19 protein-coding genes and 1 pseudogene are annotated in these 25,037 nt (G+C 74.5%); 10 read left to right on the plus strand and 10 right to left on the minus strand.

Going from position 1 to position 25,037, the window contains the following annotated elements; genetic code table 11:
• Window positions 1-19: 19 nt before the first annotated feature.
• From treZ to lipB, 3 genes are read right to left on the minus strand one after another with little or no spacing between them, the layout of a single operon-like run.
• Window positions 20-1,789, minus strand: coding sequence for a malto-oligosyltrehalose trehalohydrolase (gene treZ, locus BJY28_RS11475; RefSeq protein WP_179463133.1), 1,770 nt, complete (start codon window positions 1,787-1,789; stop codon window positions 20-22).
• Entirely contained in the window at window positions 1,786-4,191 is a 2,406-nt protein-coding gene (gene treY / locus BJY28_RS11480) for a malto-oligosyltrehalose synthase (RefSeq protein ID WP_179463134.1), read from the minus strand. The genes treZ and treY overlap by 4 nt, the downstream gene beginning before the upstream one ends.
• Window positions 4,192-4,202: 11 nt before the next feature.
• Window positions 4,203-4,925, minus strand: coding sequence for a lipoyl(octanoyl) transferase LipB (gene lipB / locus BJY28_RS11485; protein WP_179463135.1), 723 nt, complete (start codon window positions 4,923-4,925; stop codon window positions 4,203-4,205).
• Window positions 4,926-4,984: 59 nt separating this feature from the next.
• Here lipB and BJY28_RS11490 point away from each other — a divergent pair, with 59 nt between their 5' ends.
• Window positions 4,985-5,617, plus strand: coding sequence for a maleylpyruvate isomerase family mycothiol-dependent enzyme (locus BJY28_RS11490; RefSeq protein ID WP_179463136.1), 633 nt, complete (start codon window positions 4,985-4,987; stop codon window positions 5,615-5,617).
• A gap of 50 nt (window positions 5,618-5,667) precedes the next feature.
• On the opposite strand, the pseudogene BJY28_RS11495 reads toward BJY28_RS11490, so the two are convergent.
• Window positions 5,668-6,401, minus strand: a pseudogene (locus BJY28_RS11495) (Type 1 glutamine amidotransferase-like domain-containing protein).
• A gap of 226 nt (window positions 6,402-6,627) precedes the next feature.
• Here BJY28_RS11495 and BJY28_RS11500 point away from each other — a divergent pair.
• The gene (locus BJY28_RS11500) at window positions 6,628-8,325 is read left to right on the plus strand and encodes a serine/threonine-protein kinase (RefSeq protein ID WP_179463137.1); all 1,698 of its coding nucleotides are present in this window, start codon (window positions 6,628-6,630) and stop codon (window positions 8,323-8,325) included.
• A gap of 88 nt (window positions 8,326-8,413) precedes the next feature.
• Here BJY28_RS11500 and BJY28_RS11505 read toward each other — a convergent pair whose 3' ends face one another.
• From BJY28_RS11505 to BJY28_RS11525, 5 genes are all read right to left on the minus strand, one after another.
• Window positions 8,414-9,352, minus strand: coding sequence for a TIGR01777 family oxidoreductase (locus tag BJY28_RS11505; RefSeq protein WP_179463138.1), 939 nt, complete (start codon window positions 9,350-9,352; stop codon window positions 8,414-8,416).
• Window positions 9,349-11,208, minus strand: coding sequence for a 2-oxoglutarate dehydrogenase, E2 component, dihydrolipoamide succinyltransferase (gene sucB, locus BJY28_RS11510; RefSeq protein WP_179463139.1), 1,860 nt, complete (start codon window positions 11,206-11,208; stop codon window positions 9,349-9,351). Before sucB ends, BJY28_RS11505 begins: the two co-directional genes overlap by 4 nt.
• Before the next feature lie 79 nt (window positions 11,209-11,287).
• On the minus strand, window positions 11,288-14,197 hold the full coding sequence (locus BJY28_RS16895) for a glycosyltransferase (RefSeq protein ID WP_179463140.1): 2,910 nt from the start codon (window positions 14,195-14,197) through the stop codon (window positions 11,288-11,290).
• Window positions 14,198-14,380: 183 nt separating this feature from the next.
• Window positions 14,381-15,787 carry a dihydrolipoyl dehydrogenase gene (gene lpdA / locus BJY28_RS11520; protein ID WP_343037081.1) on the minus strand — a complete coding sequence of 469 codons (1,407 nt, stop codon included), beginning with the start codon at window positions 15,785-15,787 and terminating at the stop codon, window positions 14,381-14,383.
• Between the two features lie 92 nt (window positions 15,788-15,879).
• Window positions 15,880-17,469: a leucyl aminopeptidase gene (locus tag BJY28_RS11525; RefSeq protein WP_179463142.1), complete on the minus strand. Its 1,590-nt coding sequence runs from the start codon at window positions 17,467-17,469 to the stop codon at window positions 15,880-15,882.
• Window positions 17,470-17,563: 94 nt separating this feature from the next.
• Here BJY28_RS11525 and gcvT point away from each other — a divergent pair, with 94 nt between their 5' ends.
• Both gcvT and BJY28_RS11535 read left to right on the plus strand, forming a co-directional pair.
• Window positions 17,564-18,694, plus strand: coding sequence for a glycine cleavage system aminomethyltransferase GcvT (gcvT, locus tag BJY28_RS11530; protein ID WP_179463143.1), 1,131 nt, complete (start codon window positions 17,564-17,566; stop codon window positions 18,692-18,694).
• Window positions 18,691-18,903 (plus strand): hypothetical protein, encoded by a 213-nt coding sequence (locus BJY28_RS11535; protein WP_179463144.1) that lies wholly within the window; start codon window positions 18,691-18,693, stop codon window positions 18,901-18,903. Before gcvT ends, BJY28_RS11535 begins: the two co-directional genes overlap by 4 nt.
• A 58-nt stretch (window positions 18,904-18,961) precedes the next feature.
• Here BJY28_RS11535 and BJY28_RS11540 read toward each other — a convergent pair whose 3' ends face one another.
• Window positions 18,962-19,546, minus strand: a complete 585-nt coding sequence (locus BJY28_RS11540) for a DUF3043 domain-containing protein (RefSeq protein WP_179463145.1) — start codon at window positions 19,544-19,546, stop codon at window positions 18,962-18,964.
• Between the two features lie 57 nt (window positions 19,547-19,603).
• Here BJY28_RS11540 and BJY28_RS11545 point away from each other — a divergent pair, with 57 nt between their 5' ends.
• From BJY28_RS11545 to BJY28_RS11570, 6 genes are all read left to right on the plus strand, one after another.
• On the plus strand, window positions 19,604-20,986 hold the full coding sequence (locus tag BJY28_RS11545) for a M20/M25/M40 family metallo-hydrolase (protein ID WP_179463146.1): 1,383 nt from the start codon (window positions 19,604-19,606) through the stop codon (window positions 20,984-20,986).
• Between the two features lie 152 nt (window positions 20,987-21,138).
• A complete protein-coding gene (locus BJY28_RS11550) occupies window positions 21,139-22,215 on the plus strand; it encodes a glutathione S-transferase family protein (RefSeq protein WP_179463147.1) in 1,077 nt (358 codons plus the stop codon).
• A 71-nt stretch (window positions 22,216-22,286) separates the two neighbouring features.
• Entirely contained in the window at window positions 22,287-22,577 is a 291-nt protein-coding gene (locus tag BJY28_RS11555; RefSeq protein ID WP_179463148.1) for a hypothetical protein, read from the plus strand.
• Window positions 22,567-23,235, plus strand: a complete 669-nt coding sequence (locus BJY28_RS11560; RefSeq protein ID WP_246313394.1) for a hypothetical protein — start codon at window positions 22,567-22,569, stop codon at window positions 23,233-23,235. The genes BJY28_RS11555 and BJY28_RS11560 overlap by 11 nt, the downstream gene beginning before the upstream one ends.
• Before the next feature lie 44 nt (window positions 23,236-23,279).
• Complete coding sequence (locus BJY28_RS11565; protein WP_179463149.1) at window positions 23,280-24,440, plus strand: glycerate kinase; 1,161 nt, start codon at window positions 23,280-23,282, stop codon at window positions 24,438-24,440.
• A 182-nt stretch (window positions 24,441-24,622) separates the two neighbouring features.
• Window positions 24,623-24,997 (plus strand): HesB/IscA family protein, encoded by a 375-nt coding sequence (locus tag BJY28_RS11570; protein WP_179463150.1) that lies wholly within the window; start codon window positions 24,623-24,625, stop codon window positions 24,995-24,997.
• Window positions 24,998-25,037 lie beyond the last annotated feature (40 nt).

Raw genomic sequence — 25,037 nt, forward strand, 5'->3', positions numbered from 1 at the left:
GGGTGAGGGTGTGTGCGTCTCAGGCCCGCCGCAGCACCGCGCACCCGTCGGCCGCCACGACAAGCTCTGGCCCGTCGCCGCGCGCCGCGACCTGCGCGTCCCACCCGGCCAGCAGCTCGCGCCCGGACGCGCCGCCGCGCCACTCCTGCGCGCCGAGGTTGACCACCACCTCGCACCCGCCGCGCTCGACCCGGATCACGTCCCCGTCGCGGCTCACCCGACCGGTGCGCAGGTCGGGGTCACCGAGGTCGGTCACCTCGAGCCGCAGCCGGATCAGCGTGCGGTACCAGTCGAGCAGCCGCGCGTGCCCGGGCTCGTCGAGCTCCGCCCAGCGCAGCGTCGAGTCGGCGGCGGTCTGCGGCGACTGCGGGTCGGGCACCCCGTCGCCCCAGCCGTGCTCGGCGAACTCCGCGGCACGCCCGGCCGACACCGCGGCCGCCAGGTCGGGATCGGTGTGGTCGGTGAAGTACTGCCAGGGCGTCGAGGCACCCCACTCCTCACCCATGAAGAGCATCGGCGTCCACGGCCCGGTGAGCAGCAGCGCTGCGCCACAGGCGAGCCGGCCCGGGCTGACGAGCTGGCTGAGCCGGTCGCCGCGGGCCCGGTTCCCGACCTGGTCGTGGGTCTGCAGCGAGGCGACGAAGCGCCACCCCGGGGTGGACGGCTCGACCGGCCGACCGTGGGTGCGCCCGCGAAAGCTGGAGTACGTGCCGTCGTGGAAGAAGGGCGTCGCCACCAGGGTGCGCAGCGCCTCCGGGGCGGCGAAGTCGGCGTAGTAGCCCTGGGTCTCGCCGGTGAGCAGCACGTGCAGGGTGTGGTGCACGTCGTCGGCCCACTGCCCGGTCAGCCCGAGCCCCCCGCTACCACCCTCGGCGCGCGGGGTGACCGTGGCCGGGTCGTTCCGGTCGGACTCGGCGACGAGGTGCAGCGGCCGACCCAGCTCGGCGGCCAGGGCGTCGGTCTCGGCGGCCAGCTGCTCCAGCAGGTGCAGCGCGCTGTCGTCGACCAGGGCGTGCACGGCGTCCAGCCGCAGCGCGTCCACGTGCAGCTCGCGGAACCAGAAGAGCGCGTGGTCGACGAGGTAGCGGCGCACCTCGTCGGCACCCGGGGCGTCGAGGTTGACCGCCGGCCCCCACGGGGTGCTGTGCGTGTCGGTGAAGTACGGCCCGAAGGGGATGAGCGTGTTGCCGCTCGGACCGAGGTGGTTGTGCACGACGTCCAGGCACACCCCGAGCCCGCGGGCGTGGCAGGCGTCGACGAAGCGGGCGAAGCCGGCCACCCCGCCGAGCGCCGGGTGCACCGCCCAGATGTCCACCCCGTCGTAGCCCCAGCCACGCTCCCCGGGGTAGGTCGCCACCGGCATGACCTCGACCAGGGTGACCCCGAGGTCGACGAGGTGGTCCAGCCGCGCGACCGCCGCGTCGAAGGTGCCCTCCTCGGTGAAGGTGCCGATGTGCAGCTCGTAGATCACCGCGCCACGCAGCGGCACCCCCGCCCAGCCGTCGTCGCTCCAGGAGAGGTCCGCCGTGTCGACGACCTCGGACAGCCCGAAGGGCCCGTCCGGCTGGCTCAGCGAGCGCGGGTCGGGCAGCGGCTCGCCGCCGTCCAGGGCGAAGCCGTAGCGGGTCCCGGCGAACCGCGGGGTCTCGCTGCGCCACCAGCCGGCGTGCCCGGGCGGGGCGTCGGTGACCCGGGTCATCGGCTCGCCGGTGGGGCCCCCTTCGCCGTCGATGACGAGGTCCACCCGCTGCGCGTCGGGCGCCCACACCGTGTACGGACCGAGGCTCATCGGGTCTCCTCCTCGCGGACCAGCAGCGCGACCGGGGCCTCGGCGAGCACCTCGCAGCAGGCGCGCTCGCCGCCCTCGTGCACCTGCGCCGACAGCACGTCTCGCCACCGGCCAGGTGGCAGCGTGATCGTGTCGTCGGCGCCCCAGCCGCCGGACCGGCGCAGCCGTCCGGGCGCCCGGGTGACGACGGTGGCGACCCGCCCGGAGCGCACGAACCCGGTGACGTGCTCGGTGCTCGCCGTCAGCGGCGCGTATCCGGCGGACTCGCCGAAGACCTCCGGCATCTCGCGGCGCAGCCGCAGCGCGGTCGCCGAGAGGTGCAGCTTCTCCAGGTGCAGGCTGGCCGGCGGATGCTCCTCGGAGGCGTCGAGCGCGTCCAGGTCGGCGAAGCGCCCGGCGAAGTCCACCGGGCGCCGGTTGTCCGGGTCGACGAGGGAGAGGTCGACGCCGGCGCAGCCCTGGTAGGTGTCCGGGACCCCGACGATCGTCAGCTGCAGCAGCTTGGCGGCGAGGGTCACCGCGCGGACGTCCTCGTCCAGCACGGCCAGCGCCTCGTCCAGCGCATGGCGCAGCGGACCGCCGGCCGACGCCGCGGTGGCGAAGGCGACGACCCGCGCCTCGTAGTCGGGGTCGCCGTCGACCCAGGCGGTGCGCTGCTTGCCCTCGCGCAGCGCCTTGGTGAGGTAGTCGGTCAGGCGCTCGTCGCTGACCTCGCCGACCCCGGCGAGGGTCTGCCAGACCAGGTGCGCGGTGGGCCGGTCCACGCCGGCGGCGTCGGCCTGCTCGGCGGCGACCTGCGAGAGCTGCCGCCACCGCTCGGGGTCACCGGCGATCGCCAGCACCCGGGCGCGCACGTCCTCGCTGCGCTTGGTGTCGTGGGTGGACAGGGTCGTCATCGTCCGCGGCCACCGGGTCTGGGCGTGCGCCGCCCAGTCGTGCATGACGTCCGGCGAGCTCCCGGCGACCAGGCCGGCGTCGCTGCCGACCTCGTTGAGCGCGACCAGCCGGTGCCACCGGTAGAAGGTGGTGTCTTCGATCCCCTTCGCCATCACCGGACCCCACGTCTGCTGCAGCCGGACCGCGAAGTCGGTGGCCGCCGCGTCGTCGTCGGCGGCCACGGTGAGCGGGCGCAGCGCCTGCAGCGCCACGGTCAGGTCGGCACGGGCCTGCTTGGCGACGGCGAAGGCCTCGCTGATCCGGGCCCGGTCCTCGGCGCGCAGCCGCACCGGCTCCTCGTGCGGGCGCACGTAGGCGCGGTAGACCTCGCCGGCGACGAGCAGCTCGACGATCGCCTCGCGCAGCTGCTCCGGGTCGTGCTCGGGCAGCGCCTCGCGGGCCCGGCGGGTGAGCCGCTCGACCTCAGGGCCGAGGGAGACGGTGACCACGTGCCGCTTCGCCGTCTCGACGGTGCGCTCGTAGTCCGGGTCGGCGCCGGTGGCCGCCCAGGTCTCGTCCAGGGTCTCGGCCGACGCCGGGTCGAGCAGGGCCGCCTGGATCGCTCGGAGCGCGTCGTAGCCGGTCGTGCCGGCGCAGGCCCAGTCCTCGGGCAGTCGCTCCTCGCCCTCGAGGATCTTCTCCACCCAGACCGGGGTGCCCGGGCGGCAGGCGGCGCTCAGCCGGCTGAGGTAGCCGGTCGGGTCGGCGAGCCCGTCCGGGTGGTCGATCCGGAAGCCGTCGATCACCCCGTCGTGGTGCAGCTCGAGCAGCAGCCGGTGGGTGGCGTCGAAGACCTCGGGCAGCTCGACGCGGACGGCGATGAGCTCGTCCACCTCGAAGAACCGGCGGTAGTTGAGCCAGTCCTCCTTCTCCCGCCAGTACGCCAGCCGGTAGTGCTGCCGGGAGAGCAGCTCCTCGAGGTCCTCGGTGTCCTCGCTGCCCAGGGCCAGCGGGTAGACGTGGTCGCCGTAGCGGACCACCGGTGCGCCGTCGAGGGTGTCCCGGGTGATCTGCCCGTCGGCGACGATCTCCGGCAGCGGGGCGCCGAGCACCGGCAGCCCGAGGCGGCCGCCACCGGCCTTCCAGTCGATGTCGAACCAGTCGGCGGTGGGCGCGTCGCGGCCCTCGGCGAGCACCTGCCACAGCGGCGCGTTGAGGTGCTCGGGGGCGACGAGGGCCATGTGGTTGGGCACGAGGTCGGCGATGATGCCCAGGCCGTGCTCGTGCGCGGTCGCCGCCAGCGCCGCCAGGCCCTCGCGCCCGCCGAGCTCGACGCTGATCCGGGTGTGGTCGACGACGTCGTAGCCGTGGGTGCTGCCAGGAGCGGCCTGCAGCACGGGTGAGAGGTAGAGGTGGGAGACGCCGAGGTCGGCCAGCTGCGGGACGAGCGCGGCCGCGTCGGCGAAGGTGAAGCCGGCGTGCAGCTGGAGGCGGTAGGTGCCGGTCGGCTCGGGCGGGGTGCGCATCGGGCGCGCGGTCACCGGGCCGCCGCCACGGGCGCGCCGGGCAGGGAGGAGACGGCCATCTCGGTCTCCAGCACCTCGGTGAGGTGACGCTCGACGAGCGGGACGATCTCGGCGACGGTGACGTGCCGTCCGGCCTCGCGGCTGAGCGTCGTGACATCGGCGTCGTCGATGCCGCAGGGGATGATCGACTCGGCCCAGGAGAGGGCGCAGTCGCAGTTCAGCGCGAAGCCGTGCATCGCCACGTCCCGGCTGACCCGGATCCCGATCTGGCCGATCTTGCGGTCCCGGGTGCCCCCTTCGCCCGGTGCGATCTCGCCGTCTGCCCCGGCGGTCGCGCCGTCGCCCGGGACCCAGATGCCGCTGCGCCCGGCGACCCGGGTCGCGGTCACCCCGACGTCTGCGGCGACCCGGATCATCATCTCCTCCAGCCGGCGCACGTGCGCGATGACGTCGAGCCGGCCGGGCAGCCGCACGATCGGGTAGCCGACGATCTGCCCCGGACCGTGCCAGGTGATCTTCCCGCCGCGGTCGACGTCGATGACCGGGGTGCCGTCGGTGGGGCGCTCGCGGTCCTCGGTGCGCTTGCCCGCGGTGTAGACCGCGGTGTGCTCCAGCAGCAGCGTGGTGTCCGGCTGCTCACCGGCGACGACGGCGGCGTGGACCCGCTTCTGCTCGTCCCAGGCGTCCAGGTAGTCCACGGTCTCGGGGGCGTAGCCGAGGTGCTCGAAACGCATGGCTCAACTCTAGTTCGCTCGCCGGCCTCCGGGCACCGGGGAGGCTAGGGTCGGCGACCATGACGAGCGAGGTGTGGTCGATGGTCCACCGCGAGCGCCAGGCGCTCATCGCCGACCTCGCCGAGCTCCCGGCGCAGGCCTGGGAGACACCGTCGCTGTGCCCGGGCTGGAGCGTCCACGACGTCGCCGCGCACCTCGTCGACAACGCCCGGACGACGACGCCGCGTCTGGTGCTGGCGATGATCCGCGCGCGTGGCGACTTCGACCGGCAGAACGACGCCGGGGTGACTCGGGAGCGCGGAGCGACGCCGGCGGTCACCGTGCAGCGACTGCGGGAGGTCGCGGGTCGCACCTCGGGTCCTCCGGTCTCCACGGACAGCCGGCTCGTCGAGGAGGTGGTGCACGGGGAGGACATCCGGCGCCCGCTGGGGATCGCGCGACGCTACCCGGGCGACGCGGTGAAGCCGGCCCTGCGCTACCAGGTGCGGACCTCGGTCGCGATGGGCGGCGGCCGTGACCGGGTCCAGGGCCTGGCCCTCGTCGCGACCGACCGCGAGCTGCGTCTCGGGGACGGCCCGGAGGTCGTGGGCCCGGTGCTCGCGCTGCTGCTCGCCGTCTCCGGCCGGACCGCCTTCCTGGACAAGCTCACCGGCCCGGGCATGGAGGTGCTGCGCGACCGCCTCGCCGGCTGACCCGCGTGCGTTCCGCTCCCGAGCCGACTCAGCCCGCGGTGAGGGGGTGGTCAGCCCGCGGTGAGCAGCCGGGTCGGCAGGCGTCGCTCGACCACCTCGCCGTCCGCCCCGCGGGTCACCACGTGGCCGGCGGCGCCGTCGACCTCGGTGACCGCCTCGACCAGCTCGGTCCCGCGGTAGACCAGGCCGGCGCCGTCGTCGGTGCAGTGCGTCTCGCCGAGCACCCCGTCGCGCACCAGCCGGTGCACCGTCGGCCGTCGCGCCGGCTCGGAGTCCAGGTGCACCCCGTTGTCGAAGGGGAGCAGCGCGAGCCCGTCGGTGACCGCCCGCAGCTCCGGACCGAAGGAGTCGGTGGTGCCGCCGCGGTACCAGCAGATCGACCCGGCGCTCACCCCGCCGAGCACCACCCCGGCCTGCCACACCCGTCGGAAGATCTGGTCCAGCCCGTGCACCCGCCAGACCGCGAGCAGGTTGGCCACCGAGCCGCCACCGACCCACACGACGTCCTGGGCCATGAGGGCGCCTCGAGGTCGGCGACGGTGGGCTGCGGGAAGAGTTTGAGGTGCTCCAGGCGGTACCCGGCGCGGTCGGCCGCCTCGGAGATCATCGCGTTGTGCCAGCGCTGGTCGCCCATGGCGGTGCCGAGGTAGGCGATCCGTGGCCGCCCGGCCGGTCGGGCCAGGTCGACGGCGTGCTGGACCAGCGGGGCGAAGGCGAGGTCACCGCGGGCGGGGCGGGTGACGCCGCCGGAGGTGGCGACGATGGTCGGGTCGGTGGCGGTCATGCCCCCTTCCTACCCTCCGACGCCTCGCCGACGATCCCCTCCCTCCGCAACTGCCCGGGCAGTTGCGCAGGTGGGGGTGATTTGCCCGGGCAGTTGCGCAGGTGGGGGGTGATTTGCCCGGGCAGTTGCGCAGGTGGGGGGTGATTTGCCCGGGCAGTTGCGCAGGTGGGGGCGGGCTGTGGAGAAGTCTGCGGCGAGTTCTGGCGAAGGGGGCACAGTGACGTGCATGGCTCCTGCCGCCCCTGCCGCACCGCACGTCCCCGGCTACCGGCTCACCCGACTCCTGGGTGCAGGCGGAAGCTCCCGCGTGTGGCGCGGGCGGCGGGAGTCCGACGAGTCCCTGGTGGCCATCAAGGTCGTCGACAGCGTGGCCGACGACGCGACGATCCACGAGTGGAGCCTGCTGCAGCACGTCGCCAGCGAGCACGTCGTCACGCTGCACGAGGTCCTCGACATCGACACCGAGGACGGCCCGGCGCTGGCCCTGGTGCTCGACCTGCTCGCCGGCGGCAGCCTGGGCACCGCCGTGGCCCAGCGCGGCCACCTCAGCCCGGGGGAGTGCGTCACCGTCCTCTCCCCGGTCGCCACCGCGCTGGACCGGCTGCACGAGCTGGGGATCGTGCACGGCGACGTGAGCCCGGGCAACGTGCTGCTCGACTCCACCGGCCGACCCGTGCTCGCCGACCTCGGCGTGGCCCGGCTGACCGGGGTCTCCACCGGTGACGTGCACGGCACCGACGGGTTCGTCGCGCCCGAGGTGCTCCTCGGCGACGAACCGGGCCGGGCCAGCGACATCTACGCGCTCGGGGCGATCGCCTGGCTCTGCCTCACCGGGGATCCGCCGGGCCATGTCGCTGGTCGTGGCGAGCTCGCCGACGGCGCGCCCGAGGCGCCCGCACCGCTCGTCGAGCTCGTCGAGGAGTGCCTGGCCCCCGACCCGGACGACCGGCCCGACGCCCAGGACGCCGCGGTGCGCTTCTTCGACGCGGCGCCGGCACAGGCGTTGCGGCTGACCAGCCCCGGCGACGTCGCCACCGGGCTGACCCGCCGCATCCGGGAGGCCGCCCAGGAGGACCCGACCGAGGCCGACCTGCCCTGGCAGCGCAGCACCGTGCTGGAGCCCATCGGCTGGCGCGAGCGACGCCGTCATCGGCGTGACGAACGGCGGGATCGTCGGGCGCGGCGGCGCGAGGCGGCGACCGCGCTGACGGCGAGCGGACGACACCGGGCCGAGGGACGCGGCACCGGGCGCTGGTTCGCCACCCTCGTCGCCGCGGCGGTGGCCGGGATCGCGCTCGCCGTCGCCGGGCCGGCGCTGAGCGGTGGCGCGGACAGCGATGAAGGGCGTCGCCTCGCCGACCAGAGCGCGAGCAGGGCCGACCAGGCCGGTCCGACCACCCCGAGCGCCAGCACCACCAGCAGCAGCGCGAGCACCGCAGGCACCAGTACCTCGAGCCCGGACGAGACCCGCACGACGCCCACCTCCAGCGCAGGAGGCAGCCAGTCCGGGTCCGCCGCCGAGCTCCTCGGCTCACGCAGCGCGCCACGCACCGACCCCGTGGCCGTGGTGCGCGCGCTCGGCGAGGTGCGTGCCGACCTGCTCGCGGCCGGCGAGCCCGACGGGGTGCCACGGCTGGACGTGCCGGGTTCGCCGGCCGCCGACGCCGACCGCGAGCACCTGACCGCGATGCAGCAGCGGGGTGAGACCTACCGGGGGGTCGAGCTCACGGTGCGTCGGGCGAGCACCCGCAGCAGCAGCGACGGGATCGCGGTCGTCCGGGCCACCGTCGACGAGGGTGCCTACGCGGTGCGCTCGGCCGACGGCGACCTGGAGCAGCGGCCCGCCCGCTCGGGGGAGCCCGTGGACCTGGTGCTGCGCTGGCACGAAGGGAGGTGGCGGATCAGCGAGGTCCGGGCGACCTGAGCCCGCCGCGTCTCGACCGGTCCCACCTGAGCACGCTGCGAGCCGGACCGCGTGCCGAGCAGGGTCGAGCCGAGCGGAGTCGCGCCGGTCAGTCGTCGCTGCTGTCGACGACCCAGCGCAGCGCCTGCTCCAGGTCGTCGTGCTCCCAGGTGAAGCCGGCCTCCACGAGCCGCTGCGGCAGCACCCGGTCCGAGGAGAGGATGACGTCGGCCATCTCACCGAGCGCCAGCCGGATCGCCACCGTCGGCGCCGGCAGCACGGCGGGCCGACCGAGCACCCGACCGATGGCGGCGGCGATGTCCCGCTGCCGGGCCGGCTCCGGCCCGACCACGTTGACCGGGCCGGTGATCTCGGGCTGCTCGACGAGCAGGCGCACCGTACCTACCCAGTCGGGGCGGGTGATCCACGGCATCCACTGCTGGCCGCCACCGATGAGCCCGCCGCCCAGCGGCCCGCCGAGACCGAGCCGGCCGAGCAGCAGCATCGGGGCGATCGCCCCGCCCCCGGGCGCGAGCACGACGCCGGTGCGCGCGTGCGCGACCGAGACCCCGGCATCCTCGGCCGGACGGGTCGCCTCCTCCCAGGCGCGGACCACCTCGCTGAGGAAGCCGTCACCGACGTCGGAGTCCTCGGTGAGCAGCTCGTCGCCGCGGTCGCCGTAGAACCCGATCGCCGAGCCGCTGACCAGCCGGGTGGGGCCTGCCCCCGCGGCCAGCACCCGGGCGATCGTCGTCGTCGAGTCGACCCGCGAGCGCAGCACGAGCCGCTTGCGCTGCGGCGACCAGCGCTTGTCCGCGATCCCGGCGCCGCTGAGGTTGACGACGACGTCGACCCCCTCGAGGTCGGCCGGGTCCAGCTCGCCCTGTGCCGGGTCCCACGACCGCTGGTCGGGGCCGTCCGCTTCGCCGCGGACGAAGGTGAGCACCTCGTGACCGGCATCGGTCAGAGACGCGCGCAGCGCGCCGCCCAGGAAGCCGGAGGCTCCCGTCAGGGCGACGCGCTGCGGCGTCGTGCTGTCCTCGCTCACGCCTCGAAGGCGCCCTCCTCCAGGCGCGCCTTCACCGTCCCGAGGAAGCGGGCGGCGTCCGCACCGTCGACGATCCGGTGGTCGTAGGACAGCGCCAGGTACATCATCGAGCGCACCGCGATCGTCTCGCCACCCTCGGTGTCGGTGACCACGACCGGACGGCGCACGATCGCGCCGGTGCCGAGCATCGCCACCTGGGGCTGGTTGAGGATCGGGGTGTCGAAGAGCGCCCCGCGGCTGCCGGTGTTGGTGATCGTGAAGGTCCCGCCGGACAGGTCGTCCGGGGTGATCTTGTTGTCCCGGGTGCGCTGCGCGACGTCGTCGATCGCCCGGGCCAGCCCGGCGATGTTGAGGTCGCCGGCGTTCTTCACGACCGGGGTGAGCAGACCACGCTCGGTGTCCACGGCGATCGCCAGGTTCTCCTGGCCGTGGTAGACGATCTCCTCGTCCTCGACGCTGGCGTTGATGACCGGGTGGTCCTTGAGCGCCTCGGCCGCGGCCAGGGCGATGAAGGGGAGGAAGGTGAGCTTGGTCCCCTCACGCCGCTGGAAGCCGGCCTTCTCCGCGTCGCGGACGCGGGCCACCTTCGACATGTCGACCTCGACCACGGTGGTCAGCTGAGCCGAGACCTGCAGCGACTCGACCATCCGCTGGGCGATGACCTTGCGCAGCCGGGACATCTTCTCCCGGGTGCCGCGCTTCTCCTTCGAGACGCTGCTCTCCATGGCCGCGGGCGCCGCGGACGGCTTCGCGGACGAGGAGGCCGCCGGAGCGCTCCTCTCGGCCTCGGCCGGCTGCTGGGCGGCCTGCTTCCTCTCCTCGGCGGCGGCGAGCACGTCCTGCTTGCGGATGCGCCCACCGATCCCGGTGCCGGTGAGGCTGGAGAGGTCGATGTCGTTGTCCGCGGCGAGCTTGCGCACCAGCGGGGTGACGTAGGCCGCGGCGTCCGAGGCGCTGTTGGAGGTCGCCGAGGGAGCCGGGGCGGTCGCCGTGTCCGGCTTGTCCGCCTCGCTCGGCTCGGGGGCGGAGTCGGTGGGGGACTCGGGAGTCTCCTCCTTCTCCTCCTTCGCCGGCTTCTCCTCCTTGGCGGGAGCCTCCTTCTCGGCGGGAGCCTCGTCCTTCGCCGGAGCCTCCTTCGGAGCCTCCTCCTTCTTCGGCTCCTCGGCCGAGCCGGAGCCACCGCCGGACCCGCCGACGATCGCCAGCTCGCCGCCGACCTCGACGGTCTCGTCCTCCTGGACGAGGATCTTGGTCAGGGTGCCGGCCACGGGGGAGGGGATCTCGGTGTCGACCTTGTCGGTGGAGACCTCGAGCAGCGGCTCGTCGACCTCGACCTCGTCGCCCTCGGACTTCAGCCACCGGGAGACGGTGCCCTCGGTGACCGACTCGCCGAGCGCCGGCATCGTGACGGTCTCGCCGTCTCCGGAACCACCGCCGGAGCCGCCGGACCCGGACGAGCTCTCCGCGGCGCTGTCGTCGGCCGAGTCGTCGGAGTCCTGCTCCGCGGCGTCACCCTCGTCCTCCGCGCCGTCGTCATCCGAGTCGTCGGAGTCGGCGCTGTCCTCGGCGCTGTCGTCAGTGGCCTCGTCGGAGCCGCCGCCGGAGGAGTCGCCGGCCTCGCCGTCGCCGACGACGGCCAGGTCCGCGCCGACCTCGACGGTCTCGTCCTCCTCGACGAGGATCTCCTGCAGGGTCCCGGCGACCGGGGAGGGGATCTCGGTGTCGACCTTGTCGGTCGAGACCTCGAGCAGCGGCTCGTCGACCTCGACGGAGTCACCGACGCTCTTCAGCCATCGCGTCACCGTGCCCTCGGTCACCGACTCGCCGAGCGCGGGCATCGTCACCCGTTCAGACATGCGCCTCATACTCCTTGTCGATCCTGGTGGTTCATGTCACAGACTCTCACGTCCGCGGCCCCCGGTGGTCCCGGGGTCGTCAGCCTAGATCGCCGGTCAGCGCCGCCTCACGGCTGCGCACCCGCTCGACCTGACGACGCCAGATGTCCTGGTGGTGGACGTACCCCGCATCCCACGGCTTCTGGGTGCCGGCCCAGTGGATGATCGCCGGATCGGTGACCGTCTCCTGGCTGGGGCGGGCGTTCCACCGTGGCGCCAGAGAGACCCGGTCGCCACCGACGTAGACGTTGAGGATGTGCTGGTCGTGCATCCCGAAGCTCGAGGCGTAGGGCAGGAAGCGCTGGCAGAACCGGTCCGCCCGCATCCGGTCGAGGTCGAGCACCAGGATCCCGGCGTTGAGACCGACGAAGTCGAAGGGGTGCCGCGCGCACTCCCGCCGGATGAGCTCAGCGCCCATCCCGGGATCGAGACCGGGCAGCGACGCCGGGACGAAGATGTTGGTGTAGCCGCTGCGCATCGTGCTCGCCTCGGAATCCCGCGCCGCCAGCGGCAACCCCTGCAGGTCGGTGGCATAGAGCTCGGCGACGTCACCGACCGGCAGCGCGTCGATGTCGTGGTAGACCACCCGGTCGACGTCGGCGAGCAGCTCCGGCAGCAGCAGCCGGTCCATCGTCGAGACGGTGATGTGCGGGATCATCCCGAGCACCTCCCCGTGGTCCACGCCGTCGCAGGGCAACCAGGTGACCGACACCGTGGGGAAGAGCCGGGCCACCCGGGCGTGGTCGTCGGCGTCGTGGTCTCGGCTGAGCACGGTGAGGTGGATCGGCCGGGTGGCGTGCTCGACCATGCCGTCGACGACGACGAGCATCTGCTCCTTGAGGTTGCCGTCCAGGGCGACGACCACCTCGATCGGCTCACCGTCCGGGCCCGGCTCGCTGGCCGGTACGTCCACCCGGCCGGCCTGCACGGTCGCCACGGCGGCATCGATGTCGACGACCTCGCGCAGCGGCACCTCGGCGGCGGACCGTGCCTGGGCGGCCTGCACCAGCGGCTCGGTGCGCTCGCTCCAGAGTGCCCGGACCTCGTCCTCGGGCCGCTGCGCGAGGATCGCGGTCATCACCGGCTCCAGCAGGTCGGCGATGCCGTCGCCCATCGCCGCGACCTCGTCGTCGGTGAGCGGGCTCAGCCCGGCGAAGCGGACGTCGCTGGGGTTGGTCGGGGAGAAGTCGACCCGGCAGCCCAGCGCCCGGGCCGGCAGGTAGGCGTGCAGCCGACGGGTGACCACCTCGCCGACCTCTGCGGCGTAGGTGTCCAGCACCTCGACCGCCTCGCGCAGGTTGGCCAGCAGGCCGGCGGTGACGACGTCCGGGCGCTCGTTGTGCACCCGACGTGCCCCCCGCGGGGCGGGCGCGTCCACCCACAGCGTCGGGGCGTCGGCGGGCCGCTCGGGGGTGCCGTCCGGACGCAGCTGGGTGACCGTCGTCGTGAGGCAGCCGGAGAAGAAGGCGGGCACGCCGAGGCCGAGCAGCACGTCCACGGTGGACCAGTCCCGGCAGCCGATCGGCGCGTGCGCGCGCAGGTGCTCGACCATCTCGGTCGTCAGCAGGTCGCGCTTGCTCACGTGGAAGGAGACGTAGAGCGGTCGGAGCCGGTCCGGCCACGGCAGGTCGTGGGCGATGCCGCCCAGCTTGTGCGCGTACCACCCGAAGGCGAGCAGCCACGTGCCGTCCGGCACGGCCGAGTAGCTGGCCGCGTCGCGGTCCACCTGGTGCAGCGAGACCTGTCGCGGCGGACCCTCCACCCGCCGGGCGGCCGGGACGCGTTCGGCGAGCCCGGCGGCGAAGCGCCCGAGCTCGGTGTCGTCGAAGCGGGCCCCGGTGTGACGGACCAGGTGCCCGAGCGAGGCGACGGTCTGGACGTAGTCGCCGATGTTGGAGGAGGTGTTGCGGCGGTCCGGCTGGTCGTAGCCCATGACGGCGATCGGGACCACCCCTTCGCCGCCGGGCAACGGCTCGGGCTCGCCCGCGGCCACCCGCGGCGCCCAGCGGGCCACCCACTCCCGGTCAGCCTGCAGCGTGGTGCGCGACGCCTCGTCGAGGGTGACACCGTCGAGCTCGCGTGCGGCCGCGGCGTCGAAGCGGCCCGCGAGCTCCTCGCACACATGGCCCATGCGCAGGCCCATCGCCCGGCGCAGCAGGTCCAGCCAGGTCCGCGAGGTGTGCTCGTCCTCATGGTCCAGCGCCTCACGGATGCCGCGCTCGCAGGCCTCCGGGTCGAAGCGTCCCGCGGACATGACGTACTCGCTGGCCGCGTGCGGCAGCCACACCTCGACCGGCAGCTGGGAGAGCCGCTCCCAGGCCAGCTCGGGCAGCCCCATCCGGTGAGCCACCAGGCCGGTCCCCAGCGCACCGGCCCGCCGGGTGGGCTCGTGGTCGTACAGCCACTGCGAGACCCGACGTGCCTCGGTCCCAGCCTCGATGCCGGTGGCCGCACGAACGTAGCCGGCCACCGCCCCCTCGAGCCCCTCGCCATCCGCCAGCCCGGAGACCAGCAGCCCCCGGCGAGCCAGGGCCGCCACCTCGGCCTCGTGCGTCGCCCGGTCCTGCTCGCTCACCCGCCCCGGGGCCCCACCAAGGCTGCTCGGGCGCACGCCCAGCGCGGCCGCGCGCAGCCCCCGGTAGGCGTACCCCAGGCCGCGCGCCCGCTCGGTGGACCGGTCCGCCGAGCGCCGCAGCTCGTCCCGCTCCTCGGTGAGCAGCTCCTGCTCGGCCCGCAGCTCCTCGACCCGGGCGCGCAGCTCGTCCCGCTGCGCCCGCGCCTGGTCGCGCTGCCGCGTGGCCGCGTCCCGGTCGCGCTCCGCGCGGCGCAGCCGGTCGCGGAGCCGACGCACCGGCGGGAGCTTCGTCGCGGCCTGCACCACGGGCTTCCGGGCCCGGGCGCGGGTCGAGGCGGCGGCGTCGTCGAGCGCGCGGCGCAGGTCATCAGGCACGGAGGTAGCTCCCTCGTCGTCGGCGGTGGCACCAACCTACGGGTGCGGTGCGCAGGGCCGCACCGGGACGCGCCGAGCGACCACCGCCACCAGGCCACCGGCCCCTGTCAGGGTCACCCGACCTCGCCCGCGCGACCTCGCCCGCGCGTGGAGGGCACCTCAGGCGTGCGCGTGGAGGGCACCTCAGGCGTGCGCGTGCAGCGGCCGCCCGGCGGCGAGCATCGCCGCCTCGCCGAGCGCCTCGCCCTGGGTGGGGTGGGCGTGCACCAGCGGCGCCACGTCCTCGGGGTGGGCCTCCCAGCCGACGACCACCTGGGCCTCGGCGATGAGCTCGCTGACCCCCAGGCCGATCATGTGCACCCCGACGACCGGGCCCTCCTTCGCCCGCAGCACGATCACCTGGCCGGAGGTGCCGCGGATGACGCTGCGCCCGTTGCCGCCGAGCGGGTAGGTCACCTGCTCGACCTCGACCCCGGCGGCGGTGGCCTGCTCGGTGGTCAGCCCGACGGAGGCGACCTCGGGGTCGGAGTAGGTGACCCGGGGGACCTGGGAGTCCTGGACCGGCTGCGGCTGCAGGCCGCCGATCTCCTCGGCGGCGAAGATGCCCTGGGCGAAGCCGCGGTGGGCCAGCTGCAGGCCGGGGACGATGTCGCCGACGGCCAGCACACCCGGCACGCTGGTGGCGCAGCGCTCGTCGGTGACGACGAAGCCCCGGTCGGTCTCGACGCCGACCTCCTCCAGGCCGATGCCCTCGGTGCGCGGCCCGCGACCCACCGCGACGAGCAGCAGCTCGGCCTCCAGCGGGTCGCCGCCCTCGATCTCGACGACCACCCGGTCCTCGTGCTCGGTGACCCCGGCCACCGAGACCGAGGTGCGCACGTCGCTGCCGCGCTTGCGGTAGGCCCGCTGCAGCTGGGTCGACAGGGCGGGCTCCTCGGCCGGCACCAGCCGGTCCAGCGCCTCGACGACGGTGACCTGGCTGCCGAAGGAGGCGAGCATCGAGGCGAACTCGACCCCGATGACACCGCCGCCGAGGACAATCGTGCGCTCCGGGATGCTCTCGATGCTTATCGCCTGGTCGCTGGTCATCACCCGCGGGCCGAGCGTGATCCCCGGCAGGGTGCGGGCGTAAGAGCCGGTGGCGAGCACGACGTGACGCCCGGCGACCTCGCGGGTGGCGCCGTCCGGCGCGGTCACCTCGACCGTGCCCGGACCGGTGAGCCGCCCGCGGCCGGCGACCACCTCGACCCCGGCCTGGGAGACCAGCCCGCTGACCCCCTTGTAGAGCTGGCCGACGACCGTGTCCTTGCGGGCGTGCAGCGCCGCCGTGTCGATGCCCTCGAAGGTCGAGCGCACCCCGAGATCGGCCCCGTGCCGGGCGTGGTCGGCGACCTCGGCGGCGTGCAGCAGCGCCTTGGTCGGGATGCACCCGCGGTGCAGGCAGGTGCCGCCGATCTTGTCCTCCTCGACCAGGGCCACGGTCAGGCCGAGCTGGCGGGCGCGCAGCGCGCAGGCGTAGCCGCCGCTGCCGGCGCCGAGGACGACGAGGTCGAAGGGGGTGTCGGACGAGCGGTCTGGGGTGGCGACCACGGCGATGCTCCTTTGCATCCGTTCTTCTGGTGGTCGGTCGAGGTGATGCGCCGAGATCGTCGGCGTGGATCACCTCGACCGAGGCTGAGGGGTCAGCGCTTCGTCGTCGGCTCCTGGGTGGCCAGCAGCTCGACGAGGGTGGTGACGGCGACGCCGGTGCCGCCCTTGCTCAGGTGCCCGGTGGCGCCGCCCTCGTTGAAGGAGGGGCCGGCGATGTCCAGGTGCGCCCACGGGACGGTCTCGCCGTCGGCGGTGCGGGCGAACTCCTGCAGGAAGAGCCCGGCGGTCAGCGCCCCGCCCCAGCGGTCGCCCTTGTGCGCGATGTCGGCGACCGAGGAGTCCAGGCCGCTGCGCAGGTCGGCCGGTAGCGGCAGCGGCCAGCTCGGCTCGTCGACGCGGGCCGAGGCGACGGCGATCTGCTCGCGCAGGTCGTCGTCGTTGCCCATGACCCCGAAGATCTTGGGGCCGAGGGCGACGACGCAGGCGCCGGTGAGGGTGGCGACGTCGATGACCCGGGTGGCGCCCTGCTCGACGGCCAGGCTCATCCCGTCGGCGAGCACCATCCGCCCTTCGGCGTCGGTGTCGATGATCTCTACGGTGGTGCCGTTGTGCATCGTCACGACGTCCCCGGGGCGCTGGGCGTTGCCGCCGGGCATGTTCTCGGCGAGGCAGAGGTAGCCGGTGACCGGGACCGGCAGGCCGAGCTCGGCGGCGGCGACGACGGTGGCGGCCACGGTGGCGGCGCCGGCCATGTCCGACTTCATCGTCGTCATCGAGGCCGGGGGCTTCAGGCACACCCCGCCGGTGTCGAAGGTGATGCCCTTGCCGACGAGCGCGACCGGGGGAGTCTTGCCGGAGCGGGCCGGCCGGTAGGCGAGCCGGACGATCCGCGGGGGACGGGTGCTGCCCTGGCCGACGCCGAGGATGCCGCCGAAGCCGCCGTCGGCCAGCGCCTCCTCGTCGAGCACGGTGACCTCGAGACGCCGCGAGGCGTCGGAGGCAGCGGCCACCTGCTGGACCTGCTCGGTGAAGGTCTGCGGGTAGAGCAGGTTGGGCGCGGTGTTGACCAGGTCGCGGGCCCAGGCGACCGCGCGACCGACCACCGCGGCGCGGGCGAGCACGTCCTGGGGCGAGTCCTTGCGCCCGAGCGAGGAGTAGACGGTGATCTCGCGCTCGTCCCCGTCGCCGTGCGTGTCGCTGCCCTTGCCCTTGCCCTTGCGCTTGCTCGAGCCCGTGCCCGCGTCCGCGCCCCCGGCGCTCTTGTGCGCGGTGAAGGTGTAGGCGCCGCCCAGGGCCCCCTCGGCGATCGCCGCCAGGCCGGCCCCGTCGGCGTGCGGCAGGGCGAGCGCCACCGAGCCGTCGCCGGCGGCCCGGGTGGCCGAGCCGGCGGCCCGGCGCAGCACCTCGGTCACCGGACGGTCGTCCTCCTCGCCGCCGAGCCCGACGAGCACGACCCGGCGGGCGGCGACCCCGGGGACCGCGGCCACCGTGGTGGTGCTGCCCACGGCGGTGCTGGGCTCCAGCGCGGCCAGCAGGCTGCCCAGGTGGCTCAGCGCCTTCTTCGGCAGGTCGGCGCCGACCAGCGTGGCCGGGTCGTCGCCGGCGCCGGGCGCGATGCCGAGCACGAGGGCGTCGCCGGCGAAGGTGGCGGCGGAGCGGGATCCGAGGGAGAGGAGGGACACGGGGTGCCTTTCTGCTCGGGGACGGCCACCTCGGCGGCGGCGCTCGGGGTTGCCCGCAGGCTATCTCGGATCCCGAGACGGTAGCGTCACCGGTATGAGCGACGCCTCCTCCCTGCGAACCTCCCCGCTGCACCAACGGCACGTCGACCTCGGCGCGAAGATGGCCGACTTCGGCGGCTGGGAGATGCCGATCGAGTATCCCGGCGGCGGGGTGGTCGCCGAGCACACCGCGGTCCGGGAGCGGGTCGGCATCTTCGACGTCTCCCACCTCGGCAAGGCGAGCGTGCGCGGCCCGGGGGCGGCCGCCTTCGTCAACGCGTGCCTGACCAACGACCTCGCCCGGATCGGGCCCGGCCAGGCGCAGTACACGCTGTGCTGCGACGACTCCGGCGGGGTCGTCGACGACCTCATCCTCTACCTCAGGTCGAGCGACGACGTCTTCCTCGTGCCCAACGCCGCCAACACCGCCCGGGTGGTGGCGATGCTCCAGGCCGAGGCGCCCGACGGCGTCGAGATCACCGACAAGCACGAGGAGCACGCGGTGATCGCCGTGCAGGGGCCGCGCAGCGACGAGGTGCTCGACGCCCTCGGGCTGCCGGTCGACCACGACTACATGTCCTTCGACACCGCCCGTTGGCAGGAGCAGGAGATCATCGTCTGCCGCACCGGCTACACCGGCGAGCGCGGCTACGAGCTGGTCGCGCCGGCCGAGGTCGCCCCGGCGCTGTGGGACGCGCTCGTCGAGGCGATGGCCGCGCACGAGGGGCTGCCCTGCGGGCTCGGCGCCCGGGACACCCTGCGCACCGAGATGGGCTACCCGCTGCACGGCAACGACCTGGGCCCGCAGATCACCCCGGTGATGGCCCGCTCGGCGTGGGCGGTCGGCTGGGAGAAGGAGCGCTTCTGGGGCAAGGAGGCGCTCGTCGCCCAGCGGCTGGCCAAGGACTCCCGCCTGCTGCGCGGTCTGCGGGTCACCGGCCGCGGCATCCCGCGCCCGCATTGCCCGGTCCGGCTGCCCGACGACGCCGGCGGGGTCTCCGGGGGCGAGGTCGGCGAGGTCACCTCGGGCACCTTCAGCCCGACCCTCAAGGTCGGTGTCGCGCTCGCCCTGCTGGATCGCTCGGTGGCCCTCGGCGACGAGGTGGTGATCGACGTCCGCGGCCGGGCCGTCCCCGCCGAGGTCGTCAAGCCCCCCTTCGTCGAGGTGCAGGTGAGGTCGTCGTGAGCGAGCAGTACACCTGGCGCTTCGAGGGCGCCGACGGCGCCGCCCCGGCCACCGGTCCGGAGCGCTCGGTCCCCTTCCCCACCCAGGCGGACGCCGAGGCGTGGTTCACCGAGAGCTGGCAGGACCTGGCCGCGGCCGGGGTCGCCCAGGTGACCCTGCTGCGCGAGGGCGTCGAGGTCTACGGACCGATGCCGCTGGATCCGGCCTGAGCGGACCGGCTCACGATCGGCTCAGCATGAGCCGGATCGGCGCAGCGGGCTGCCCGGGTCAGCGGGGCTGCTCGCCGCGCTTGATCATCGCCTTCGGCAGCCGGGTGCGGCGCATCTGGAAGGAGCGCATGCCCTGGTACATCCCCAGGCCCTTGGTCTCGGTGTCCTCGCCGAAGCGGGCCCAGATGGCGGCCCGGGTGCGGCGCCACAGCAGCACCGCGTCGAGCACGGCGAGGATGATGATGACGTAGACGGCGAGGAAGGCGTACGAGGCCACCGCCGGGGAGAGGAAGCTCAGCACGAGCACCGCGAGCATCAGCGGCAGCAGGATCTCGCCGGGGTTGAAGCGGGCGTCGACGACGTCGCGGACGAAGCGGCGCACCGGCCCCTTGTCCCGGGCCGGCATGTTCCGCTCGTCCCCGGTGACCATCGCCTCCCGGGTGCGCTGCGCGGCGGCCCGTCGCGCCTGCCGGTCGGCGGCGCGCGCCGACTTGCGGTCGTCCTGCACCAGCGGACGCTTGCGGGCGGCCTCCTGGTCGCGCCGCTTGGGGGTCGGCCGGTTCTTGGCACCCTCGCGCTCCGGGTGGTCCACCTCGGCCTGGGTGATGCCACCCTCCGACTTGTCCTTCTTGCGTCCGAACACGAGACCCAACTCTAGGTGCACCGGCCGCCGCCGCCCTCAGCCGGTAGCGTCGGGACGGTGAGCCAGCAGCAGAGCGACGACGTGATCAGCCCCGACGAGATCGAGGCGGTGCGCGCCCGGGTCCGCGACCTCATGCCCGGGGTGCGCGCCGACCTCGAGGCGCTGACCCGGATCCCCAGCGTCAGCCTCGGCTCCTTCGACCAGGCCCAGGTGCAGCGCAGCGCGGAGGCGACCGCGGAGCTGCTGCGCACCGAGGGGCTGGACGTCGAGATCGTCGCCGAAGGGGGCCGCCCCGCGGTCATCGGGCACGTGGACGGCCCGCCCGGCAGCCCGACCGTGCTGCTCTACGCCCACCACGACGTGCAGCCGCCCGGCGACCGCGCGGACTGGGACTCCGATCCCTTCGAGCCGGTGGAGCGCGACGGGCGGCTCTACGGCCGCGGCGCCGCCGACGACAAGGCCGGGGTGATGGCGCACGTCGCCGCGCTGCGCGCCCACGCCGGCGACCTGCCGTGCGGGGTCACCGTCTTCGTCGAAGGGGAGGAGGAGATCGCCAGCGAGTCGCTGCCGCTGATCCTCGCCCGGCACGGCGACCGGCTCGCCTGCGACGCGATCGTGCTGGCCGACTCGCTGAACTGGGCGATCGGCACGCCGGCGCTGACCACCAGCCTGCGCGGCCAGGTCCGGGTCGTCGCCACCGTGCGCACCCTCGACCACGGGGTGCACTCCGGCATGTTCGGCGGCGCCTGCCCGGACGCGATCACCGCGCTGTGCCGGCTCATGGCGACGCTGCACGACGACGCCGGGGACGTCGCCGTCGCCGGGCTGCGTCGCTCGGCCGCGCCGGAGATCGACTACGACGAGGCGCGGCTGCGCGAGGAGTCCGGGCTGCTGCCGGGAACCGAGCTCATCGGCACCGGCTCCATCCCCTCGCGGCTGTGGACCGCGCCGGCGGCCACGGTCATCGGCATCACCTGCCCCAGCGTCGAGGAGGCCGGCAACGTCCTCAACGCCACCGCCAGCGCGAAGATCAGCCTGCGGATCCACCCCGAGGAGGCCCCGCAGGACGCGGTCGCCGCGCTGCGCCAGCACCTGCTCGACCACGCCCCGTGGGGCGCGCAGGTCGAGGTCACCGTCGACGACGAGGGGTGGGGCTTCGCCGCCGACGCCGAGGGGCCGATCTATGACCAGGCCCGGGCCGCCTTCGCCGACGCCTGGGGCACTGACCCGGTCGACGTCGGGATCGGCGGCTCCATCCCCTTCGTCCAGGCCTTCGCCGAGAGCTTCCCGGAGGCGGCCATCCTCGTCACCGGCGTCGAGGACCCGGACACCCGCGCGCACGGGGCGAACGAGTCGTTGCACCTCGGCGAGTTCGAGCGGGTGTGCACCGCCGAGGCGCTGCTGCTCGCCCGGCTGGGCGCCATGCCGCGCAGCGCTTGACCAGGTGACCCGGTGATCGGCGCTGCTGCTCGCCCGGCTGGGCGCCATGCCGCGCAGCGCTTGACCAGGTGACCCGGTGATCGGCCGACCTGATGACCGCCTGGTCGGGCGACCGAGGCGCGGCAGGTGCTTGAAATCGATATCATCGGGGCATGGCCGACGGGACGTACGTGGAGCAGGAGTTCGTGCGGGACACGAACTACATCGCCGACCGGATCCTCGCCGATCCGGACCCGAGCAAGGCGCCCGGCGGCGACGCGCCCGTCGGGGCCCAGGAGTGGCCGGTCGAGCCGGGCCGCTACCGGCTCGCCGTGGCCCGGGCCTGCCCGTGGGCGAACCGTGCGATCATCGTCCGCCGGCTGCTCGGTCTCGAGGACGTCATCTCGATGGGGGTGGCCGGACCGACGCACGACGCCGACAGCTGGACCTTCGACAAGGACCCCGACGGGGTCGACCCGGTGCTCGGCATCCCGCGGCTCAAGGACGCCTACGAGGCGCGGTGGCCCGGCTACCCCCGCGGGATCACCGTGCCGGCGATGGTCGACGTGCCGACCGGCGCGGTGGTCACCAACGACTTCCCGAGCATCACCGAGGACCTCAGCACCCAGTGGCGCCCGTACCACCGGGAGGGTGCGCCCGACCTGTGGCCTGCCGAGCACCTCGAGGAGATGGCCGAGGTCAACCGTCGCGTCTACACCGAGGTGAACAACGGGGTCTACCGCTGCGGCTTCGCCGGCACGCAGCAGGCCTACGACGAGGCCTACGACCGGCTCTTCACCGCGCTGGACTGGCTGGAGGAGCGGCTGGCCGACCGCCGCTACCTCGTCGGTGACCACCTCACCGAGGCGGACGTGCGGCTCTTCACCACGCTGGCCCGCTTCGACGCCGCCTACCACGGCCACTTCAAGTGCAACCGCAGCAAGCTCACCGAGATGCCGGTGCTGTGGGCCTACGCCCGCGACCTGTGGACCACCCCGGGCTTCGGGGACACCACCGACGTCGTCGACATCAAGCGGCACTACTACGAGGTGCACCGGGACATCAACCCGACCGGGGTCGTCCCGCAGGGGCCGGAGCTCATGGGCTGGCTGGAGCCGCACGGCCGCGAGGCGCTCGGCGGATCGCCCTTCGGCGACGGCACCCCGCCCGGGCCGCCGCCCGAGGGGGAACGGGTCCCGGTGGCGCACAACCCCACGCTCGGCGAGGACGGGATGGTCCGCACCCGCTGATCTGCACCGCCCGTCGGCCTGTGTCAACTGTGTGTTGACGCCAGGCGTTGCGTCAACCTATCGTTGACGCCATGGCGCGCACCCTCGACCCCGGACCACGCCTCGGGCTGCTCCTCGTGCTCCTCGGGTTCCTCACCTACGGCGCGAGCCGCCTGATCGACGGCGGCTTCGTCGGCGGCATGTTCCAGGGGATGACCGTCGCGCTGATGATCGGCGGCGCCTGGCTCATCGGATCGCTCTGGCGCGATCGCGACCGGGACGACGACGGCGGTGACCAGATGTGGCTGCCGAGCCGGGGCGCCGGGGGAGAGGCCGGGAACGGCCGGCCGACCGGTCGCGAGGCGGCCGCCGATGACGCGTGACACCGGGGCGCTCGACGAGCCGCTGCAGGACCGGATCGCGCAGGCGGTGCTGGCGGCAGACAGCCCGGACCCGGTCGGCACGGGCGCGGACGTCACGGACCCGGACGTCACGGACCCGGTCGGTACGGGCGCGACGCCAGACGGCGGGTCGGCGCCGCTCGACCCGGAGGACCCGGCGAGCCACCTGATCATCGTGCGCCGGGCGGCGGAGGCCGAACGGATCTCGCGCGACCTGCTCCTGCAGGCCGTCGGCGCGGCCCGGGCCAGCGGGCACAGCTGGGCCGCCATCGGACGCGAGCTGGGGATGAGCCGGCAGGCGGCCCAGCAGCGCTTCGGCGGAGCGGACGCCGTCGACGCGGTCACCACGAGCGGTGCCGACGCCCCGGCAGCCGCGCCCGAGACGCGGCGGCTGGGGCCGATCACCGCGCTCGACGAGATGGCTGAGCTGGCGATCGCCGGTCGGCAGGGCTGGCGCACGGTCGGCGCCGGCATGTTCTACCATCTCGTGGAGCGCACCGAGACCCGGTGGGAGCACCGCCGGGTGGTCTGGGCGGGCCCGGCGCAGCGGTTCGAGCGGGACGGGTGGCAGGTGGCGCTGCGCGCCTTCCCGTGGATCTACCTGGTGCGCGACCTCGGCCTGCCGCCCGAGCAGCCCTGAGGCACGCGGCACCGCTCGGTCACGGCCGGCACTAGCCTGCGGGGGTGCACGTGCTCCTCGCCCCGGACTGCTTCACCGGCACCCTGACCGCCACCCAGGCGGCCGAGGCGATGGCCGCCGGCTGGCGGAGCAGCGCCCCCGACGACCTGCTCACCCTCCGCCCCCTCTCCGACGGCGGACCCGGCTTCCTCGACGTCGTCGAAGGGGCCCGCGGCGGCCGCTCGGTGGCGGTCACCGTCTCCGGCCCGCTCGGCGTGCCCACCCCGGCCGCCGTGCTGCTCACCGAGGACGGGGTGCGCACCGCGTGGATCGAGTCCGCCCAGGCGATCGGGCTGCACCTGCTGGAGGCCAGCGAGCGCGACCCCGGGCGCACCAGCACCCGTGGCCTGGGCGAGCTGATCGCCGCCGCAGCCGACGAGGGCGCCGAGCGGATCGTCGTCGGGCTCGGCGGCTCCGGGACGAACGACGCCGGAGCCGGGATGCTCGCGGCGCTCGGCGCCGGTCCCGGAGAGGTGCTCGGCGGCGGGGGAGCCGGCCTGGTCGCCGCCCGCGAGGGCGACCTGGCCGAGCTGGCCGCCGTGCGGCAGCGGCTGGCCGCGATCGACCTCGTCGTGGCCACCGACGTCGACGCCCCGCTGCTGGGGCTGCAGGGCGCCAGCGCCGTCTACGCCGAGCAGAAGGGCGCCACCCCCGAGCAGGGGCAGCTGCTCGAGGCCAGCCTCGGCCACTTCGCCGACCTTGTCCGTCGGGTGCTGCCCCCGGGCGAGGACCTGCTCACCGGGCGGCCGCGCCGCCTGGACCGGGCCCCCGGCGCCGGGGCGGCCGGCGGGGCGGGCTACGCGCTGCTCGTGCTTGGGGCGCGCCGGGTGAGCGGCGTGGCGACGGTCATCGAGGCGGTCGGGCTGGACGAGCTGGTCGCCGCGGCCGACCTCGTGGTCACCGGCGAGGGGCAGCTCGACTGGCAGAGCCTGCAGGGCAAGGTCGTCGCCGGGGTGTGCCAGGTGGCGGCCCCGCACGCGGTGCCGGTGGTGGCGATCGCCGGGCGCGCGATGATCGGCCGCCGGGAGGCCATGGCGATGGGCGCCAGCGGGGTCTACGCGGTCGCCGAGCGCCCTGACCAGGTGGAGGCGGCGATGGCCGACCCGGTCGGCACGCTCACCGCCCGCACGGCCCGGGTGGCCGCCACCTGGTCGCCGCGCCGCTGACCACCCCGACCAGTCGCCGCACGCCGCCGCGCCGTTGACCACCGCGCCGCCGACCGCCGGCGCGGTGACGTATCGTGGGTGACGTCGGGAAGCGATCCGCCACCGCGGGCGTTGCACCCGGTGAGCGACGCGGCAGCGCCGCCCGAGAGACCTGACCCCGAGACGATCCGAGGACTACCGCGATGAGCGTCCAGGACACCCAGCCCAGCACGCCGGCCACCGCCGAGGACACGCACGGCGTCATCCTCACCGACCTCGCCGCCGGCAAGGTGAAGTCCCTGCTCGAGCAGGAGGGCCGCGACGACCTGCGGCTGCGCGTCGGCGTGCAGCCCGGCGGCTGCTCCGGCCTGATCTACCAGCTGTACTTCGACGAGCGCAGCCTCGACGGCGACCTGGTCCGTGACTTCGGCGGCGTCGAGGTCGTCGTCGACCGGATGAGCTCGCCGTACCTGTCCGGCGCCACCATCGACTTCGCCGACACCATCGAGAAGCAGGGCTTCACCATCGACAACCCGAACGCGGGCAGCTCCTGCGCCTGCGGCGACTCCTTCAGCTGAGCCCCCGGCGGGGCCCCCTCCGGGCGGGCCCGCCGACGCG

This window comes from Janibacter alkaliphilus, from assembly GCF_013408565.1.
Taxonomy (GTDB): domain Bacteria; phylum Actinomycetota; class Actinomycetes; order Actinomycetales; family Dermatophilaceae; genus Janibacter; species Janibacter alkaliphilus.

Coding starts and splice junctions, on each gene's coding strand:
- treZ (WP_179463133.1), bottom strand. CDS start 1,789: ATGAGCCTCGGTCCGTACACGGTGTGGGCGCCCGACGCGCAGCGGGTG.
- treY (WP_179463134.1), bottom strand. CDS start 4,191: ATGCGCACCCCGCCCGAGCCGACCGGCACCTACCGCCTCCAGCTGCAC.
- lipB (WP_179463135.1), bottom strand. CDS start 4,925: ATGCGTTTCGAGCACCTCGGCTACGCCCCCGAGACCGTGGACTACCTG.
- BJY28_RS11490 (WP_179463136.1), top strand. CDS start 4,985: ATGACGAGCGAGGTGTGGTCGATGGTCCACCGCGAGCGCCAGGCGCTC.
- BJY28_RS11500 (WP_179463137.1), top strand. CDS start 6,628: ATGGCTCCTGCCGCCCCTGCCGCACCGCACGTCCCCGGCTACCGGCTC.
- sucB (WP_179463139.1), bottom strand. CDS start 11,208: ATGTCTGAACGGGTGACGATGCCCGCGCTCGGCGAGTCGGTGACCGAG.
- gcvT (WP_179463143.1), top strand. CDS start 17,564: ATGAGCGACGCCTCCTCCCTGCGAACCTCCCCGCTGCACCAACGGCAC.
- BJY28_RS11550 (WP_179463147.1), top strand. CDS start 21,139: ATGGCCGACGGGACGTACGTGGAGCAGGAGTTCGTGCGGGACACGAAC.
- BJY28_RS11555 (WP_179463148.1), top strand. CDS start 22,287: ATGGCGCGCACCCTCGACCCCGGACCACGCCTCGGGCTGCTCCTCGTG.
- BJY28_RS11560 (WP_246313394.1), top strand. CDS start 22,567: ATGACGCGTGACACCGGGGCGCTCGACGAGCCGCTGCAGGACCGGATC.
- BJY28_RS11570 (WP_179463150.1), top strand. CDS start 24,623: ATGAGCGTCCAGGACACCCAGCCCAGCACGCCGGCCACCGCCGAGGAC.